Annotated in this window: 12 protein-coding genes, 1 rRNA gene and 1 riboswitch; of the genes, 12 read left to right on the forward strand and 1 reads right to left on the reverse strand. The window is 69.0% G+C overall.

The annotated features are described in order from the left end of the window. From rrf to ACZ7L7_RS27955, 11 genes are all read left to right on the forward strand, one after another. Positions 1-95, forward strand: a 5S ribosomal RNA gene (gene rrf / locus ACZ7L7_RS27905); the annotation flags it as partial. A gap of 109 nt (positions 96-204) precedes the next feature. After that, entirely contained in the window at positions 205-813 is a 609-nt protein-coding gene (locus ACZ7L7_RS27910) for a CDP-alcohol phosphatidyltransferase family protein (protein ID WP_472077572.1), read from the forward strand. A gap of 114 nt (positions 814-927) precedes the next feature. Beyond that, entirely contained in the window at positions 928-3,423 is a 2,496-nt protein-coding gene (locus tag ACZ7L7_RS27915; protein ID WP_285515087.1) for a mannose-1-phosphate guanyltransferase, read from the forward strand. 98 nt (positions 3,424-3,521) lie between these two features. Further along, positions 3,522-4,433 (forward strand): DUF881 domain-containing protein, encoded by a 912-nt coding sequence (locus ACZ7L7_RS27920; protein WP_285515086.1) that lies wholly within the window; start codon positions 3,522-3,524, stop codon positions 4,431-4,433. Beyond that, a complete protein-coding gene (locus ACZ7L7_RS27925) occupies positions 4,430-4,762 on the forward strand; it encodes a small basic family protein (RefSeq protein WP_003988855.1) in 333 nt (110 codons plus the stop codon). Before ACZ7L7_RS27920 ends, ACZ7L7_RS27925 begins: the two co-directional genes overlap by 4 nt. A 5-nt stretch (positions 4,763-4,767) precedes the next feature. Beyond that, positions 4,768-5,601, forward strand: a complete 834-nt coding sequence (locus ACZ7L7_RS27930) for a DUF881 domain-containing protein (protein WP_285515085.1) — start codon at positions 4,768-4,770, stop codon at positions 5,599-5,601. A 61-nt stretch (positions 5,602-5,662) separates the two neighbouring features. Beyond that, positions 5,663-6,622: an FHA domain-containing protein gene (locus ACZ7L7_RS27935; RefSeq protein ID WP_285515084.1), complete on the forward strand. Its 960-nt coding sequence runs from the start codon at positions 5,663-5,665 to the stop codon at positions 6,620-6,622. A gap of 20 nt (positions 6,623-6,642) precedes the next feature. Next, positions 6,643-7,377 (forward strand): transcriptional regulator FtsR, encoded by a 735-nt coding sequence (ftsR, locus tag ACZ7L7_RS27940; RefSeq protein ID WP_285515083.1) that lies wholly within the window; start codon positions 6,643-6,645, stop codon positions 7,375-7,377. Between the two features lie 84 nt (positions 7,378-7,461). Continuing rightward, entirely contained in the window at positions 7,462-7,935 is a 474-nt protein-coding gene (locus ACZ7L7_RS27945; RefSeq protein ID WP_004002801.1) for a bifunctional nuclease family protein, read from the forward strand. Between the two features lie 246 nt (positions 7,936-8,181). Continuing rightward, complete coding sequence (locus ACZ7L7_RS27950) at positions 8,182-8,865, forward strand: MerR family transcriptional regulator (RefSeq protein WP_285515082.1); 684 nt, start codon at positions 8,182-8,184, stop codon at positions 8,863-8,865. 64 nt (positions 8,866-8,929) lie between these two features. Further along, entirely contained in the window at positions 8,930-10,306 is a 1,377-nt protein-coding gene (locus ACZ7L7_RS27955) for a DNA polymerase IV (RefSeq protein WP_285515081.1), read from the forward strand. 176 nt (positions 10,307-10,482) lie between these two features. Here the strand turns inward: ACZ7L7_RS27955 and ACZ7L7_RS27960 are convergent, their stop codons facing one another. Further along, complete coding sequence (locus ACZ7L7_RS27960; protein WP_285515080.1) at positions 10,483-10,860, reverse strand: PRC-barrel domain-containing protein; 378 nt, start codon at positions 10,858-10,860, stop codon at positions 10,483-10,485. 114 nt (positions 10,861-10,974) lie between these two features. After that, a riboswitch (glycine riboswitch) is annotated at positions 10,975-11,070 on the forward strand. 175 nt (positions 11,071-11,245) lie between these two features. Between ACZ7L7_RS27960 and gcvP the strand changes: the two genes are divergently transcribed. Then, positions 11,246-14,131, forward strand: a complete 2,886-nt coding sequence (gene gcvP / locus ACZ7L7_RS27965) for an aminomethyl-transferring glycine dehydrogenase (protein ID WP_471431906.1) — start codon at positions 11,246-11,248, stop codon at positions 14,129-14,131. The last annotated feature ends 288 nt before the right edge of the window (positions 14,132-14,419 follow it).

The raw sequence follows: 14,419 nt of genomic DNA on the forward strand, positions 1-14,419 counted from the left end.
AAACGCCCGGTTACATTCCGAACCCGGAAGCTAAGCCTCACAGCGCCGATGGTACTGCAGGGGGGACCCTGTGGGAGAGTAGGACGCCGCCGAACTCCTTTTACAGCTCTGGCTCTTGGGCACACCGCCCAGGAGCCAGAGCTTTTTTGCGTTGAGGTAAGGTCAGGGAGCATCGTTCGCACGTTTCCCTCAGGAGGCCCCCGGGTGGAGGTCCAGGAGACCCGAGTCCAGACGGACAGGGTGCTCACCATCCCCAACATCCTCAGCATGGCTCGGCTCGTTGGTGTGCCCATCTTCCTGTGGCTGATCCTCCGGCCGGAGTTCGGCGGCCCCGAGAGCGATGGCTGGGCGCTGCTGGTGCTGATGCTGAGTGGGATCAGCGACTACCTGGACGGCAAACTCGCGAGGCGCTGGAACCAGATCAGCAGCCTCGGCCGGCTCCTGGACCCGGCAGCCGACCGGTTGTACATTCTCTCGACTTTGGTCGGACTGACCTGGCGAGAGATTCTGCCGCTCTGGTTGACCGCGGTGCTTCTGGCGCGCGAACTGGTTCTGCTGGTGATGGTGGGCATCCTCAGGCGTCATGGCTATCCGCCGCCCCAGGTCAACTTTCTGGGGAAGGCGGCGACTTTCAACCTGATGTATGCCTTCCCGTTGCTCCTGCTCAGTGATGGAAGCGGCTGGCTACCGTCACTTGCTGCCATTTTCGGATGGGCGTTCGCCGGATGGGGTACAACGCTCTATTGGTGGGCAGGAGTCCTCTACGTGGTACAGGTCCGCCGCCTGGTACGTGCGGACGCCATGGCCGATTGACCCCGCCCCGTGATGCCAGCCAGCGGCTCGATGGCCCGCGGCGGAAAAGTGCGGGACAATCTGGACGGGTGAAGTCGGCTGTACCGTCGTCTCTTCGAGGAGGACGCTTCCGACATGAAGGCCGTCGTGATGGCCGGAGGCGAAGGCACGCGCCTTCGCCCAATGACCTCAAGCATGCCCAAGCCGCTCCTGCCGGTGGCCAACCGGCCGATCATGGAGCACGTTCTGCGGCTGCTCAAAAGGCATGGGCTCAACGAGACCGTCGTAACTGTCCAGTTCCTGGCCTCCTTGGTCAAGAACTACTTCGGTGACGGCGAGGAGCTCGGAATGGAGCTCAGCTATGCCAACGAGGAGAAGCCACTCGGTACCGCCGGAAGCGTCAAGAACGCCGAGGAGGCGTTGAAGGACGACGCCTTCCTCGTGATCTCCGGCGATGCCCTGACTGACTTCGACCTCAGTGACCTGATCCGTTTCCACAAGGAGAAGGGCGCGCTCGTCACCGTTTGTTTGACGAGAGTGCCGAATCCCTTGGAATTCGGGATCACCATCGTCGACGAAGAGGGCAAGGTCGAACGCTTCCTTGAGAAGCCGACCTGGGGCCAGGTCTTCTCGGACACCGTGAACACCGGTATTTACGTCATGGAGCCCGAGGTCTTCGACTATGTGGAGGCCGATGTTCCCGTCGACTGGTCCGGTGATGTCTTCCCTCAGTTGATGAAGGAGGGCAAGCCGATCTACGGCTATGTCGCGGAGGGCTATTGGGAGGACGTCGGTACTCACGAGAGCTATGTGAAGGCGCAGGCCGACGTCCTGGAGGGCAAGGTCGACGTCGAACTCGACGGGTTCGAGATCTCGCCCGGCGTATGGGTGGCGGAAGGCGCCGAGGTGCATCCCGATGCCGTGCTGCGCGGGCCCCTGTATATCGGGGACTACGCGAAGGTCGAGGCCGGGGCGGAAATCCGGGAGCACACCGTCGTCGGATCGAACGTGGTCGTGAAGAGCGGCGCCTTTCTGCACAAGGCCGTCGTGCACGACAACGTGTACATCGGGCAGCAGAGCAATCTCCGCGGTTGCGTCGTCGGCAAGAACACCGACATCATGCGGGCCGCCCGGATCGAGGACGGCGCCGTCATCGGCGACGAGTGCCTGATCGGGGAAGAATCGATCATTCAGGGGAATGTGCGGGTCTACCCCTTCAAGATCATTGAGGCCGGCGCCTTCGTCAACACCTCGGTGATCTGGGAGTCCAGGGGCCAGGCACAGCTCTTCGGCGCCCGAGGGGTGTCCGGAATCCTGAACGTGGAGATCACTCCGGAGCTGGCCGTACGGCTGGCCGGCGCCTATGCGACGACCCTGAAGAAGGGGTCGACCGTCACCACGGCCCGGGACCACTCCCGTGGTGCCCGCGCTCTCAAGCGTGCGGTGATCTCCGCGCTCCAGGCGAGCGCGATCGATGTACGGGACCTGGAGAACGTCCCGCTGCCGGTGGCGCGGCAGCAGACCGCGCGCGGCAGTGCCGGCGGGATCATGATCCGGACCACGCCCGGGGTGCCGGACTCCGTGGACATCATGTTCTTCGACGGCCAGGGCGCCGACCTCTCGCAGGCGAGCCAGCGGAAGCTGGACCGGGTGTTCGCCCGGCAGGAGTACCGCCGGGCCTTCCCCGGAGAGATCGGGGACCTGCACTTCCCGGCCAGCGTCTTCGACTCGTACACCGGATCGCTGTTGCGCAATGTCGACACGACCGGGATAGCCGAATCCGGGCTCAAGGTCGTCGTGGACGCCTCCAACGGCAGTGCGGGCCTGGTGCTGCCCAGCCTGCTCGGCAAGCTCGGTGTGGACTCGCTGACCATCAACCCCGGTCTCGATGAGTCCAGGCCTACGGAGACGGCGGACGCCAGGCGTTCCGGGCTGGTGCGGCTGGGCGAGATCGTCGCCTCCGCTCGGGCCGCGTTCGGTGTGCGGTTCGACCCCGTCGGCGAGCGGCTCTCCCTGGTCGACGAGAAGGGCCGGATCGTCGAGGACGACCGTGCGCTGCTGGTGATGCTCGACCTGGTCGCCGCGGAGCGGCGCAGTGGGCGGGTGGCACTGCCGGTGACCACCACCCGGATCGCCGAGCAGGTGGCGGCGTACCACGGCACCCAGGTGGAGTGGACGACGACCTCGCCCGACGACCTCACGCGGGTCGGACGCGACGACACCACGATCTTCGGCGGTGACGGCAAGGGTGGATTCATCGTCCCGGAGTTCAGCGGCGTCTTCGACGGCACCGCGGCGTTCGTGCGGCTGATCGGGCTGGTGGCCCGCACTCAGCTCACGCTCAGCCAGATCGACGCGCGGATCCCGCGGGCGCATGTCCTCAAGCGGGATCTGGCCACGCCGTGGGCGGTGAAGGGGCTCGTCATGCGGCGGGTCGTGGAAGCCGCCGGAGAGCGGTTCGTGGACACCACGGACGGTGTGCGGGTCGTCGAGACCGACGGCCGCTGGGTGATGGTGCTGCCGGACCCGGCGGAAGCCGTCACCCACCTGTGGGCGGAGGGCCCGGACGACGCCTCCGCGCAGGCCCTGCTCGACGAGTGGTCGGCCGTGGTGGACAGCGCCGGGCGCTGAAACGGGCGGTACGCGCGCGTGCCGGACAAGTGTCCCCAAGGGGGCCTGTCCGGCACGCCGGTGGGGCCATTCGGAGGTACTCGGCGCGACGTGCGACGATGTGCGGCATGCCGCAGCACCCCCCCGTTCGGAGCACACCTACGCGCCCCCCGCGCCCGGACGCCTCCATGTCGCTGCTCAACAACGTCATGGATCACAGCCTCGACGACGGTTACGCGGAGGCGGCGGCCCGCAAGCAGGCGGCGGACGGTGGTCTGCCCAAGACGCTCCGGGCGAAGCTCGGTCTCGCGGCCGGACTGGTGCTGGCCGCCCTCGTCGTCACCGTCGGTGCGGCCCAGGCACGGGTCGAGGCTCCCGTCGTCGCCAAGGAGCGCGAGGAGCTGATCGACCGGATCAACGAGGAGACCGCGGCCGCCGACCGGCTGGAGGACACTGTCGACGAGCTGCGCGACGACGTGAGCGCGCGGCAGCGCGAGGCGCTCAAGGCGAGCGGCGGCAATGAGCGCGGCGAGCTCGTGGGGGTCCTCGCCGGTGCGGTCGAGGTGCACGGCCCGGGCGTGAAACTGGTGGTGAACGACGCCAAGGCGTCCGGTTCGGGCGGTGAAGGCGACCCCCGTCAGTCGTCCGGGTTCTCGGACACCGGCCGGGTCCGCGACCGGGACATGCAGCGTGTGGTCAACGGGCTGTGGGAGTCGGGGGCCGAGGCCATCTCCATCAACGGGCAGCGGCTGACGGCCCTGTCCGCGATCAGGGCCGCGGGTGACGCGATACTGGTCGACAACAAGCCGCTGGTGCCGCCGTACACGGTGCTCGCGGTGGGGGACGGGGAGGGGCTGAGCCGCAGGTTCCAGGCCAGTGCCGACGGCCTGTACCTGGATGCTCTGAAGGAGAACTTCGGCATCCGTACCACCCTCTCCGTAGAGGGGGAGCTCAAGCTGCCCGCCGCACCCAGTGTGACCGTACGCACCGCACAGCCGAACACCGAGAACACCGAGAAGGGCACATCGTGATCGCCGTACTGGGCCTCGTCGTGGGAGTCGTGGCCGGCCTGTTGGTCCGGCCTGAGGTTCCGGCGGTCGTCGAGCCTTATCTGCCGATCGCCGTCGTGGCGGCGCTGGACGCCGTGTTCGGCGGTCTGCGGGCCATGCTCGACGGGATCTTCGACGACAAGGTCTTCGTGGTGTCGTTCCTGTCGAACGTGGTCGTCGCCGCGTTGATCGTGTTCCTGGGCGACAAGCTGGGTGTGGGGGCACAGCTGTCCACCGGTGTGGTCGTGGTGCTCGGTATCCGGATCTTCTCCAACGCCGCGGCGATCCGCCGGCACGTGTTCCGGGCGTGAGGCCGATGAGCGACAACGACGCGGCGCCCGAGAACCCCCTGCGCAAGGAGCTGCCGGAGGAAGTGCCTCCCGCGCCCGCCGAGGCCGAGCCCGAGGCCCCGCAGGCCCCGTCCGGGCTGACCGGTCGGCAGCGGCTCGTCAAGGGCCTGTGGCCGCCGAGGGTCACCCGGGCCCAACTGATCGTCGCCCTGCTGCTGTTCGGCCTCGGCTTCGGTCTGGCGGTGCAGGTCGCCTCCAACAGTGACGGTGACGACGCCCTGCGCGGAGCACGCCAGGAGGATCTCGTCCGGATCCTCGATGAACTTGATGACCGCACAGAGCGTCTTGAGGACGAGAAGCAGGGCCTCGAAGAGCAGCGGGACGAGCTGGAGAACAGCTCGAACCAGGCCGAGGAGGCACGCAAGCAGACCGTCGAGAAGGAGAGACAGCTCGGCATTCTGGCGGGCACGGTCGCTGCCCAGGGGCCCGGCATCACGATGACCATCGACGACACTAAGGGGACTGTTGAGGCGCACATGCTGCTCGACGCCATCCAGGAGCTGCGCGCGGCAGGTGCGGAGGCGATCCAGGTGAACGGGGTGCGCGTGGTGGCCAGTACCTATCTGACGAATTCGGGGAACTCCGTCAGCGTCGACGGGAACAAGATCAACGCGCCCTATCGTTTCAAGGTCATCGGCAAGCCGCAGGACCTCGAACCGGCCCTCAACATCCCTGGAGGCGTGGTGCAGACGCTGGAGAAGGAGCAGGCCACCGTGACGGTCGAGCGGTCGGACAAGATCATTGTGGACGCCTTGCGAGCCGCGGAGCGGCCTGACTACGCTCGGTCGTCCTCGCGGTGAATCGGGGGTGCATGGCGGACGTCCGGCCAGGGCATGAGGTTGCGGGGGGTCGGCGCACCGAATGGGTGGTGCGTGGTGGAAACTGTCTGGTGGATACGGACGTTGTGAGGATGTCCGGGTCGGCCGGAGTGTGCAGTCAGGGTTCGTCCTGCCCCACGGGCGGGTCTGTTTCAGTCAAGGGGAATCGCCCGTGAAGTTGTTTGCGAAGTTGTTCGGCAAGAGCGCGCGAGAGGGCAATGACAACGCCACTGCCCGGCATCGCGCACAGCCTGACGCAGAGGGCCAGCGGCCGTTGTTCCGGGACCAGGTCGGTGGTCCGGGTGGTGACATTCCGGGAGGTCAGGGCGCGCCGTCGGTTGACCCTGCGCAGTCCGGAGGCATAGGTTTCGGGCAACCGTCAACCTCAGGTACGGGTGGAGGGTTCGCCGCCGACCCGTACGCGTCCAATGCCCCGGCGGGGCAGCCGCGGCAGGAGGATCCGTCCATGTCGGCCCTGGTGTGCACGAGGTGCGGTAACCGCAACGCGGAGAACAGCCGCTTCTGCTCCAACTGCGGTGCTCCCCTGCGGCCGGGCGCGGTGCCCGAGCGTCCGTCGGAGACCACGTCCACGATCTCGATCTCCGGTCTTGAGGCGTACGACGCCGAGGCCACCGGCCAGACGCAGATGCCGGCGCTGTCCCCCGAGGCGCAGGCCGCCGTGGACGCGCTGCCGCTCGGCTCCGCGCTCCTGGTGGTGCGCCGTGGGCCGAACTCGGGCAGCCGCTTCCTGCTGGACAGCGACCTGACCACGGCCGGCCGTCACCCGCAGAGCGACATCTTCCTGGACGACGTCACCGTCTCGCGCCGGCACGTGGAGTTCCGCCGGAGCCCGGACGGTTCGTTCACGGTCGCCGACGTGGGCAGCCTGAACGGCACGTACGTCAACCGTGAGCGGATCGACCAGGTCGCTCTGTCGAATGGTGACGAGGTCCAGATCGGCAAGTACCGGCTGGTCTTCTACGCGAGCCAGCGAGGCTACTGACCCTCCCCCGGAGAAGGTCCATGCTTCAAACACCGAGCGGCGGTGCCGGACACGGCGCCGCCGCCACGGACAGGCTGATGAGCATCGGCACGGTGCTGAACGTGCTGCGTGACGAGTTTCCCGAAGTCACGATCTCCAAGATCAGGTTCCTGGAGTCCGAGGGCCTGGTGGAGCCGCGGCGGACGCCCTCCGGCTACCGCAAGTTCAGCGCGGAGGACGTCGAGCGGCTCGGGCATGTCCTGCGGATGCAGCGGGACCACTATCTGCCGCTCAAGGTGATCCGCGAGCACCTGGACGCCATGGCGCGCGGCGAGGCCGTCTCGCTGCCCCTCGTCGGCCGTCAGCGCGACGGCGAGGCCGTGCCCGAGGCGCCGGAGACACCGACCGCGGCGCGGATCGGACGGGCCGAGCTGCTGGCCGCCGCCGAGATCGGCGAGCAGGAGCTCCAGGAGTGGGAGTCCTACGGACTGATCGCGCCGCTGCCGGACGGGGCGTACGACGCCGAGGCGGTCACCGTGGCCACGCTCGTCGCCGAGCTGGGGCGCTTCGGGATCGAGCCGAGGCATCTGCGGGTGATGAAGGCCGCCGCCGACCGGGAGGCGGGGCTCGTGGACCAGGTGGTGGCACCGCTCAGGCGCCACCGCAACCCGCAGACCAGGGCCCATGCGGAGGCCCGTACGAAGGAGCTGGCGGGGCTCACCGTCAAGCTGCACGCGGCGCTGGTGAAGACCGCGCTCGGGGTGCGGTTGCCCTGAGCCGGGGCTCGTGGGGAGTCCGGATCGACCGCACGTTTCCGGCCCGACTACCCAAACGTCCCGGGCACGGCCTAGGGTTGCTGTGTGAACGAGCTCGATGTCGTAGGTGTCCGGGTCGAAATGCCCTCCAACCAACCGATCGTGCTCCTGCGCGAAGTGGGAGGCGACCGCTACCTCCCCATCTGGATCGGGCCCGGGGAGGCGACGGCGATCGCCTTCGCCCAGCAGGGCATGGCCCCCGCGCGACCGCTGACCCACGACCTTTTCAAGGACGTGCTGGAGGCGGTCGGCCAGGAGCTCACCGAAGTGCGCATCACGGATCTGCGTGAAGGCGTCTTCTACGCCGAGCTGGTCTTCGCCAGCGGGGTCGAGGTGAGCGCCCGTCCGTCCGACGCCATAGCGCTTGCCCTGCGCACCGGCACGCCCATCTACGGCAGTGACGGTGTGCTCGACGACGCGGGCATCGCCATTCCGGACGAGCAGGAGGACGAAGTGGAGAAGTTCCGCGAGTTCCTCGACCAGATCTCGCCCGAGGACTTCGGCACCAGCAGTCAGTGAGTCCTGCGGGGCGTCCTTGCGTACTCATGAGTAGACAGGGGGCGCCCTCGGGCGGCGGCACATGCCAGCGGCAGTGAGAGCGTCCTACGGCTCTGGCCGAGCGCATTCGGCTAGCCTTTCCCCGCGGTTGGGTACGGGAAACCACTCCTAGGGTGATTATCACTCGGCGTGCCGAGTGTGGCGATCGTTGACGCACCCCTGGTGACTGCCTACCGTCGAGAAGGCAGGTCAAGGACGGAGGTCGGCGTGAGAAGCAGCGGCGACGGTACGGCTGGGGGTGCCCCCGGACGCGGTCTCGGGGAGAGCGGTCCGTACCCTCCCCCGGGCTCACGGCTCCGCTCGAACGGGGGGTGTCCCCAGCCGGGTGGTGCCGCCGAACGCGCTCCGCAGCGACCGACGGCCGTCCCGGCCGGGACAGGGACGGCACCCATGACGACCGAGCAGATCGGCTACCGCGGCCCCACGGCCTGCGCCGCCGCCGGGATCACCTACCGGCAACTGGACTACTGGGCCCGTACCGGGCTGGTCGAGCCCAGTGTGCGGCCCGCGTACGGGTCGGGAACCCAGCGGCTGTACAGCTTCCGGGACGTTGTCGTCCTCAAGATCGTCAAACGGTTCCTGGACACCGGGGTGTCCCTGCAGAACATCCGCACCGCCGTTCAGCACCTGCGGGAGCGGGGCTTCAGCGACCTGGAGCGGATGACGCTGATGAGCGACGGTGCCACGGTCTACGAGTGCACCTCGCCCGACGAGGTCCACGCGCTGCTCCAGGGCGGACAGGGCATCTTCGGGATCGCCGTCGGCGTGGTGTGGCGGGACGTCGAGAGCGCGCTGTCGCAGCTGCACGGGGAGCGCATCGACACCGGTGAGACGCTCGTCGGGCACAATCCGGCGGACGAGCTGGCGCGGCGGCGCAACCGGGCGGTCTGACGTCCCGGTCAGGTCTCGTGGCCGTGCCGGGGCATTGTCAGTGGTGTAAGGCAGCATCGGACATGTGAGAAGCGCGCCCACGATCCTGCACCTCGACATGGATGCCTTCTTCGCCTCGGCGGAGCAGGCGTCCAAGCCGAGTCTGCGCGGCAAGGCCGTGATCGTGGGCGGGCTCGGGCCGCGCGGTGTGGTGGCGACCGCGTCGTACGAGGCCCGGGTGCTCGGGGTGCATTCGGCGATGCCCATGGCGCAGGCGCGGCGGTTGGCGCCGAACGCCGCGTATCTCGTACCGCGTTTCGCGTTCTACCGGTCCATCAGCGAGCAGGTCATGGCGTTGCTGCGCGCCCTGTCGCCGCTCGTGGAACCGCTCAGCCTGGACGAGGCGTTCGTGGATCTGGAGGCCGGGGGGAGGGCCTGGGACGCGGAGTCGGCCCGGCTGGCCGCGGTGAAGCTGCGCGCCGACATACGGGCCGTCACGGGCCTGACGGGGTCCGTCGGGCTCGCGGCGTCCAAGATGCTGGCGAAGATCGCCTCGGAGCAGGCCAAGCCGGACGGGCTGGTGCTGATCGAACCGGGGACGGAGCGGGCGCTGCTCGGGCCGATGTCGGTACGGACGCTGCCGGGTGTGGGGCCGGCCACCGGGGACCATCTGCGGCGGGCCGGGATCCACACGGTCGAGGAGCTGGCCGAGGCCGGGGAGGACGAGCTCGTACGGCTGCTGGGGAAGTCGCTCGGGCACGCGCTGTACGCGATGGCGCTGGCGAGGGACGAGCGGCCCGTGGTGGCCGAGCGGGAGACGAAGTCGGTGTCGGTCGAGGACACCTATGACGTCGACATCCATGACCGGGTGCGGGTCGGGCTGGAGGTGCAGCGGCTGGCGGACCGGTGCGTGCGGCGGTTGCGGGGGGCCGGGCTGTCGGGGCGGACGATTGTGCTGAAGGTGCGGCGGTACGACTTCTCCACGCTGACTCGGTCCGAGACGTTGCGGGGGCCGACGGATGACCCGGCTGTGGTGCGGGAGTCTGCCGCGCGGCTGCTGGAGTCGGTGGACACCACGGGTGGGGTGCGGCTGCTCGGGGTGGGGGTCAGTGGGCTGGCGGACTTCACGCAGGAGGATTTGTTCGCGCAGGCGGCGGGGGACAAGGGGGCCGAGGACACGGGGGAGGACGGTGTTGTGGAGGCCGCGCAGGACGCTGCGGTCGAGGTGCCGCTTGAGCGGCGGTGGGTGGCTGGGCATGACGTGGTGCATGCCGAGTTCGGGCATGGGTGGGTGCAGGGGAGTGGGCTGGGGCGGGTGACGGTGCGGTTCGAGACGCCGGACTCGGGGGTGGGGCGGGTGCGGACGTTCGCGGTTGATGATCCTTCGCTGTCGCCGACCGAGCCGTTGCCGTTGGTGCCGCGTGGGCCGGGGGCCGCCGTGGTGGACGGGGCCTCTGCTTGATCGTGCCCTGGGGGTACGGACCTCACGGTTGTGCCCAGGGTGGGGGTGCCCGTGGGGGTGGGTCGCGCAGCCCGGCGCTCACGGGGTGCCGCCGCGCCCACCCGTGCCGCCCCAGCGGCACGACTGCCCGCGGCTGGGTGGGTTTCGACTGCCTGTGGCTCTGGCGGCTGGCTTGGTTACATCTCTGCGTCCTCGGTGCCTGCCAAGTTGCCGAAGTCGTGGTCGGGAGGGGGTGGGGTGGAGGCGGTGTCGAGGCCGTAGTGGTGGTAGAGCTGGAGTTCTTGTTCGGGGGAGAGGTGGCGGCCGACGCCGAAGTCCGGGGCGTCCTTGATCAGGGTGCGGTCGAAGGGGACGTGCAAGGTGCCCTCGACCAGTTCGCTCGGCTCCAGCGGGACGAAGGCGTCCCTGCTGAACAGGCCGGTCCGTATGGCCGCCCACTCCGGGACACCGGTCGCGTCGTCGAGGTAGACCTCGTCAATCGTGCCGATCTTCGTGCCGTTGCGGTCGAACGCCTTGCGGCCGATCAGGTTGCGCGGATCGATGTCGGTCTGCACGGGACCTCCACTAGGTCGCAAATCATCCGTAAGCACTACGAAAGAGCACAATCGGGTGCTCGGCCACTCGAACGACCTGGCGTTGACCTCGCTGGTAGGCTTGCAGACGGCTGCTGACCCCGTGCGGGAGAGTCCTCCGGAGACCACCGGAGGCGCCGAAGGAGCAAATCCTCCCCGGAATCTCTCAGGCTCACGTACCGCACGGACGAGGTCACTCTGGAAAGCAGGGCGGGTGTCGACGGCTTCCGCTCTCACCGACGGTGAAAGCCGGACGCCCTGGTGCCTCCGGTGAAGCTCTCAGGTTGAGATGACAGAGGGGGAGGCCGTCCGGGCACCCGCGCCGTGGTGCCCCTCGAAGGTCGTGTCTGACCAGGAGGCCTCCGCAATGACCGCCCATCGCATTCCGCTCTCCGAGCTCGAAACGGGGATCCCCTTCGAGCAGCGTCACATCGGGCCCGACCAGGAAGCCCGGGCCAAGATGCTCGCCCAGGTCGGCTACGGCTCGCTGGACGAGCTGACCGCCGCCGCGGTACCGGATGTGATCAAGAACGCCGACTCGCTCGCGCTGCCGGGCGCGCGGTCCGAGGCCGAGGTGCTCGCCGAGCTGCGTTCGCTCGCCGACCGCAACCAGGTGCTCGACTCCATGATCGGGCTCGGCTACTACGGCACCTTCACCCCGCCGGTCATCCTGCGCAACGTCATGGAGAACCCGGCCTGGTACACGGCGTACACGCCCTACCAGCCGGAGATCTCGCAGGGCCGCCTGGAGGCGCTGCTCAACTTCCAGACCATGGTCGCCGACCTCACCGGCCTGCCCACCTCCGGCGCCTCGCTGCTGGACGAGGGCACCGCCGCGGCCGAGGCCATGGCGCTGTCCCGGCGCATGGGCAAGAACAAGAAGGGCCTCTTCCTGGTCGACGCGGACGCCCTTCCGCAGACCATCGCCGTGATCGAGACGCGTGCCGAGCCGACCGGCGTCGAGGTGGTCGTCGCCGACCTCAGCGACGGTATCCCGGCCGAGATCGCCGAGCGTGAGATCAACGGTGTGCTCCTGCAGTACCCGGGTGCCTCCGGTGCCGTGCGGGACCTCAAGCCCGTCATCGAGCAGGCGCACGAACTGGGCGCGCTGGTCACCGTCGCCGCCGACCTGCTCGCGCTGACGCTGCTGACCTCGCCCGGTGAGCTGGGTGCCGACATCGCGGTCGGTACGACCCAGCGGTTCGGTGTCCCGATGGGCTTCGGCGGTCCGCACGCCGGCTACATGGCCGTGCACGATAAGTTCGCGCGCTCCCTGCCCGGACGGCTCGTCGGCGTCTCCGTGGACGCGGACGGCAACAAGGCGTACCGCCTCGCGCTGCAGACCCGTGAGCAGCACATCCGCCGCGAGAAGGCGACCAGCAACATCTGTACCGCGCAGGTGCTGCTCGCCGTCATGGCCGGCATGTACGCCGTCTACCACGGCCCCGAGGGGCTGAAGGGCATCGCGCGGCGCGTGCACCGCTACACCGCGATCCTCGCCGCCGGGCTCGCCGCGGGCGGCGCCGAGATCGTGCACGCGAACTACTTCGACACCCTCACCGTGCGGGTGGCCGGACGGGCCGCCGAGGTCGTCGCCGCCGCCCGCGAGGCCGGGGTGAACCTGCACCTCGTCGACGCCGACCACGTCTCGATCGCCTGCGACGAGACCACCGGCCGCGCCCAGCTGACCGCCGTGTGGGGCGCCTTCGGCGTCGAGGCCGACATCGAGCCCCTGGACGCGAAGACCGAGGACGCGTTGCCGCAGGGGCTGCTGCGCCAGGACGAGTTCCTGACCCACCCCGTCTTCCACCAGTACCGCTCCGAGACCGCGATGCTGCGCTACCTGCGCCGCCTGGCGGACCGTGACTACGCGCTGGACCGCGGCATGATCCCGCTCGGCTCCTGCACGATGAAGCTGAACGCCACGACCGAGATGGAGCCGGTGACCTGGCCCGAGTTCGGGCAGCTGCACCCCTTCGTGCCCGAGGAGCAGGCCGAGGGCTACCTCACGCTCATCCGTGAGCTGGAGGAACGTCTCGCCGAGGTCACCGGGTACGACAAGGTCAGCCTCCAGCCCAACGCCGGTTCGCAGGGCGAGCTGGCCGGACTGCTCGCCGTGCGCGGCTACCACCGGGCCAACGGCGACGAGCAGCGCACCGTCTGCCTCATCCCGTCCTCCGCGCACGGCACCAACGCCGCCAGCGCCGCGATGGCCGGTATGAAGGTCGTCGTCGTCAAGACCGCCGAGGACGGCGAGATCGACGTCGAGGACCTGCGGGCGAAGATCGAGCAGTACCGCGACGAGCTCGCGGTGCTGATGATCACGTACCCCTCGACGCACGGTGTGTTCGAGGAGCACGTCGCCGACATCTGCGCCCGGGTCCACGAGGCCGGCGGGCAGGTCTACGTCGACGGCGCCAACCTCAACGCCCTGGTGGGGCTGGCCAAGCCGGGCCACTTCGGCGGCGACGTCTCCCACCTGAACCTGCACAAGACCTTCTGCATCCCGCACGGCGGCGGCGGTCCGGGCGTCGGCCCGGTCGGTGTCCGCGCGCACCTGGCGCCGTACCTGCCGAACCACCCGATGCAGCCGGCCGCCGGGCCCGAGGCCGGTGTCGGACCCATCTCGGCGGCCCCCTGGGGCTCCGCGGGGATCCTGCCGATCTCCTGGTCGTACGTCCGTCTCATGGGCGGCGAGGGGCTCAAGCGGGCCACGCAGGTCGCGGTACTCAGCGCCAACTACATCGCCAAGCGGCTGGAGCCGCACTACCCGGTGCTCTACACCGGTCCCGGCGGGCTGGTCGCGCACGAGTGCATCATCGACCTGCGTCCGCTGACCAAGGCGACCGGTGTGACCGTGGACGACGTGGCCAAGCGGCTCATCGACTACGGCTTCCACGCGCCGACGATGTCCTTCCCGGTCGCCGGCACGCTGATGATCGAGCCGACCGAGTCCGAGGACCTCATCGAGCTGGACCGGTTCTGCGACGCGATGATCGCCATTCGCGCGGAGATCGAGAAGGTCGGTTCCGGCGAGTGGGCCGCGGACGACAACCCGCTGCGCAACGCGCCGCACACCGCCGCCGCGCTGAGCGGGGAGTGGGAGCACGGCTACAGCCGCGAGGAGGCCGTCTTCCCGAGCGGGGTCTCGGCCGCGGACAAGTACTGGCCGCCGGTGCGCCGCATCGACCAGGCCTACGGTGACCGCAACCTGGTCTGCTCGTGCCCGCCGCTGGACGCGTACGAGGACTGACCGAGGGCACTGACCTCAAGGGGCTCCGCCCGGGCTACGGCTCGGGCGGAGCCCCTTTTCGTGCCCGCTTTCGTGTGCCCGCGCAGGCACTCTTGCCGGACCTCGCGACCTCTCCTACAGTCCGCTCCGTAATGTTCGTCAGCTGATCCGAATGTTTCGGTTGGGGGTGCCCGGAACGTGTCGTAGGCCCAACTCCCTTTCGATCGTGGGCGGACCGGACTCGGATTCCCTGTGCACAAGGGTTGCCACCCGTCAGCGCGTGTCTCTAGGGTGCGGCTGCAGCGAAGC

This window comes from Streptomyces sp. NPDC110618, assembly GCF_055657065.1.

Bases quoted from the DNA above. Each gene is read 5' to 3' on its own strand.
- ACZ7L7_RS27920 (WP_285515086.1), top strand. From the start codon at position 3,522: ATGTGCGGCATGCCGCAGCACCCCCCCGTTCGGAGCACACCTACGCGC.
- gcvP (WP_471431906.1), top strand. From the start codon at position 11,246: ATGACCGCCCATCGCATTCCGCTCTCCGAGCTCGAAACGGGGATCCCC.
- ACZ7L7_RS27915 (WP_285515087.1), top strand. From the start codon at position 928: ATGAAGGCCGTCGTGATGGCCGGAGGCGAAGGCACGCGCCTTCGCCCA.
- ACZ7L7_RS27930 (WP_285515085.1), top strand. From the start codon at position 4,768: ATGAGCGACAACGACGCGGCGCCCGAGAACCCCCTGCGCAAGGAGCTG.
- ACZ7L7_RS27935 (WP_285515084.1), top strand. From the start codon at position 5,663: ATGGGTGGTGCGTGGTGGAAACTGTCTGGTGGATACGGACGTTGTGAG.
- ftsR (WP_285515083.1), top strand. From the start codon at position 6,643: ATGCTTCAAACACCGAGCGGCGGTGCCGGACACGGCGCCGCCGCCACG.